Annotated in this window: 2 protein-coding genes and 1 tRNA gene; 1 reads left to right on the forward strand and 2 read right to left on the reverse strand. The window is 61.6% G+C overall.

Annotation, left to right across the window (positions count from 1 at the left end; all coding sequences use genetic code 11):
- Window positions 1-293: 293 nt before the first annotated feature.
- Window positions 294-369 (reverse strand) — tRNA-Thr (locus DQW77_RS17745).
- A gap of 66 nt (window positions 370-435) precedes the next feature.
- On the reverse strand, window positions 436-1,317 hold the full coding sequence (locus DQW77_RS17750) for a hypothetical protein (protein WP_113259663.1): 882 nt from the start codon (window positions 1,315-1,317) through the stop codon (window positions 436-438).
- A 157-nt stretch (window positions 1,318-1,474) separates the two neighbouring features.
- Between DQW77_RS17750 and uvrB the strand changes: the two genes are divergently transcribed.
- On the forward strand, window positions 1,475-3,673 hold the full coding sequence (uvrB, locus tag DQW77_RS17755) for an excinuclease ABC subunit UvrB (protein WP_113259664.1): 2,199 nt from the start codon (window positions 1,475-1,477) through the stop codon (window positions 3,671-3,673).
- The last annotated feature ends 165 nt before the right edge of the window (window positions 3,674-3,838 follow it).

Here is a 3,838-nt window from a genome sequence, read left to right on the forward strand (position 1 = left end):
GATCACCTTCCTTGCCAGGAACCAAAGGTTCGATGATCGCCCACTGCCTGTCTGTCAAAGTCCGTCTGCTCAAGATCGCCTCCCGTTTTTGATCTTGAATCAAACGAGAACCGATTTGGGAATCCCCAAAATGCAGACGCCGCCTAGCATGAGGCCGACAGAAGAATCGTGGATGCCATGTCCGCAGCGATACCGACCTTGGTCCTAAGACAGCACCACCTAAAATTTCGGACACTGCTCGGACATCACTTTACGGTCACTTCAGTCGAAATCATCTAAGTCATTGATTTTTATGGTGCCCCCAGAGAGACTCGAACTCCCGACCTACTGATTACAAATCAGTTGCTCTACCAGCTGAGCTATAGGGGCGCGCGGAGGCCCATTAGCAGGCCCGCAAGGCGCTGGCAAGCGCCGGTTGCCGGGCGGCCGCGGTGATCAGGGGGCAATCATCGTTACGCCGGGCAGGCGCGCGATGGCGTAGACATCCTCGTCGTAGATCTCTGTCAGATCCTCCACCATTGCTTCTGTCCAGCCCGGAACATCCAGCTCTTCCTCCATTGCATTTTCCTCCGCGAACTTGTCGAGGAACGCGACGATGACGCGGCGTTTCTGGATTTCGGTCATGTCCGGGTGACTGGCAAGGTAGGCTTCGAAGCGGTCCAGCCCCGGTGCGGTCATGATCTCCGACAGGATCGCATGTTCACCGTCGAACCGCGTCGTCGGCTCGAACCCGGCCATCTCGCGCACCAGTTGCGCCCAGATCAGAGGGATGTCTTCGTAGCACCACACCGTCATCGGCATGTCCGGAAATGCCGCGCGCAGCCGTCCGATCATCTCGGACCAGCGGATCGCGGCCGGTTCCGTGCCGCCGAGGAAATCCGCGAAATCGTCGAACTGCGTCTGGCGGAAGACCCCGGGCAGGAAGCTGGCGGGATTCCGGATCGCGAGAAAAAGCTCGAACCCGTCACCGCGGAACATCCGCTGGTAGATGTCAAGGCGGTGTTCGGCCGCCTGATAAAGCACCCCGGACGAGGCGGCCATCTTCGGAGTGCCGAAAAATCCCTCGCTCGACAGGATCAGGCGATCGGGCTGCGGATCCGCCCCCATAGCGGCGAGAAGCGTGGCGCGCGCATCAGGGGCCGGGGCGCCACCGGCCTGATTGGCATCACGCAGCATGTCGCGCATCAGCTTGCGGTAGCTGCGCGGTGGAGGTGCCATGGCGCCGAATTGGCCCAGCAACTCCGCATTGCCCGACAGGCACGCGAGAAGCTTGTCCTCGTCGGTCATGTGCGCGCCTGCGTGGAAAACGACCTGCATCTCTGAATCCGGGGGTTCGGGTAAGTCGTCGGTACATTAGACACTGTGCGGGAACAGTTAAACCGCTTTTCGCCACCCTGTCGGCGCAGGCATCATGGGGGGTTGAACTGCCCGGCGAACGGATCAACTCTGATCCAGACCAAGGAGACCGCACGTCATGCCCTATGCCCATTCCGACAAGTCCGAGGCCGCGCTGCACAGCCCCGCACCGGATGTGCGCGAGCGCGAAAAGCTCGAAGGCGGGCACAGCTTTGTGATGCAGACCGAATTCACCGCCGCGGGAGATCAGCCAACCGCCATCGAGGAACTGTCCGAGGGCGTGCGCGGCGGCGAACGCGACCAGGTGCTTCTGGGCGCCACGGGTACCGGCAAGACCTACACGATGGGACGGGTGATCGAGGAAACACAGCGCCCCGCCATCATCCTTGCCCCAAACAAGACACTGGCAGCGCAGTTATACGGAGAATTCAAGGGGTTCTTTCCGGAAAACGCGGTGGAATACTTCGTCAGCTACTACGACTACTACCAGCCCGAAGCCTATGTGCCGCGCTCCGACACTTACATAGAAAAGGAATCCCAGATCAACGAACAGATCGACCGGATGCGCCACTCGGCCACCCGCGCGCTTCTGGAGCGTGACGACGTGATCATCGTGGCCAGCGTATCATGCATCTACGGCATCGGCAGCGTGGAAACCTACGGCGCGATGACCCAGGACCTGAAGGTCGGTCACGATTACGATCAGCGCAGGATCATCGCCGACCTGGTTGCCCAGCAGTACAAGCGCAACGATCATGCGTTCCAGCGCGGATCATTCCGTGTACGTGGCGACTCGCTTGAAATCTTTCCCGCCCACCTGGAGGACCGCGCCTGGAAACTGTCCTTCTTCGGCGAGGAACTGGAAAGCGTGACGGAATTCGATCCTCTGACCGGCGAGAAAACGGGAACCTTCGAACAGATCCGGGTCTATGCCAATTCCCACTACGTAACACCCAAGCCGACCATGCAGCAGGCGATCACGAGCATCAAGAAGGAGCTGCGGCAACGGCTTGACCAGCTTGTCGGGGAAGGCAAGCTGCTGGAGGCGCAGCGGCTGGAACAGCGCACCAATTTCGATCTCGAGATGCTGGAGGCGACCGGCGTTTGCAACGGAATCGAGAATTACTCGCGCTATCTTACCGGCCGCGCGCCCGGCGAGCCGCCGCCCACCCTCTTCGAGTTCATTCCCGACAACGCCATCGTCTTTGCCGACGAGTCCCATGTGAGCGTGCCGCAGATCGGCGGGATGTACAAGGGTGACTACCGCCGCAAGTTCACCCTTGCCGAACATGGTTTCCGCCTGCCCTCGTGCATGGATAACCGCCCCCTCAAGTTCGAGGAATGGGATGCGATGCGACCGCAATCGGTCTTCGTCTCCGCCACCCCCGCTGCCTGGGAACTGGAACAGACCGGCGGCGTGTTCACCGAGCAGGTGATCCGACCCACCGGGCTTCTGGACCCGCAGGTGGAAATCCGCCCGGTGGACATGCAGGTGGACGACCTGCTCGACGAGGTGCGGCGCGTGGCCGAGGCGGGGTATCGGACGCTCTGTACCACGCTGACCAAGCGCATGGCCGAAGACCTTACCGAATATCTGCACGAACAGGGTATCAAGGTGCGGTACATGCATTCGGATATCGACACGATAGAACGGATCGAGATATTGCGCGACCTCCGGCTGGGGGCCTTCGACGTGCTGGTGGGGATCAACCTGTTGCGCGAGGGGCTCGACATCCCGGAATGCGGGCTGGTGGCGATCCTTGATGCGGACAAGGAAGGCTTCCTGCGCTCGGAGACTTCGCTGATCCAGACCATCGGGCGCGCCGCGCGCAATGCCGACGGGCGGGTCATCATGTATGCTGACAGGATCACCGGCTCGATGCAGCGCGCCATCGACGAGACCGACCGGCGCCGCGCCAAGCAGATCGCCTATAACCGGGAGCACGGCATCACCCCCGCAACGATCCGGAAGAATGTCGAGGACGTTCTGGCCGGCCTCTACAAGGGCGACGTGGACATGAACCGGGTGACCGCGGAGGTGGAAAAGCCGCTGGCGGGGGCCAATCTGCAGGCCCATCTGGACGGCCTGCGCGACGACATGCGCAAGGCCGCGGAGAACCTGGAATTCGAGGAGGCCGCCCGCCTGCGCGACGAGATCAACCGGCTGGAAGCGGTAGACCTCGCGGTGCACGACGACCCTCTGGCGCGGCAACAGGCGGTGGAAAAGGCCTCCGAGGCCGCCATGGGCGCGCGCGGACGCTCAACGGCGGGGAGGCCGGGGCAACGCGGCGGGAATGTGAAGCGGCGGGGGCGGTGAGATTTTCACCTGCACCACTTCCCGGGTTTCAATGGCGTTGACCTGCCCCCGCAAAACCGGGCCATTCAAAAGTAGAGTTTGTTCTCGTAACGTTCAAAGCGACGAGGAGAACAGACGATGCGCAAATCACGCTTCACCGAAGAACAGATTGTCGGGATCCTGCAG

The sequence above is a fragment of the Roseovarius sp. TE539 genome, from assembly GCF_003298505.1.
In the GTDB taxonomy this organism is placed as follows: Bacteria; Pseudomonadota; Alphaproteobacteria; order Rhodobacterales; family Rhodobacteraceae; genus Roseovarius.

Excerpts from the sequence above, each read along its gene's own strand:
- DQW77_RS17750 (WP_113259663.1), bottom strand. The coding sequence starts at position 1,317 with ATGCAGGTCGTTTTCCACGCAGGCGCGCACATGACCGACGAGGACAAG.
- uvrB (WP_113259664.1), top strand. The coding sequence starts at position 1,475 with ATGCCCTATGCCCATTCCGACAAGTCCGAGGCCGCGCTGCACAGCCCC.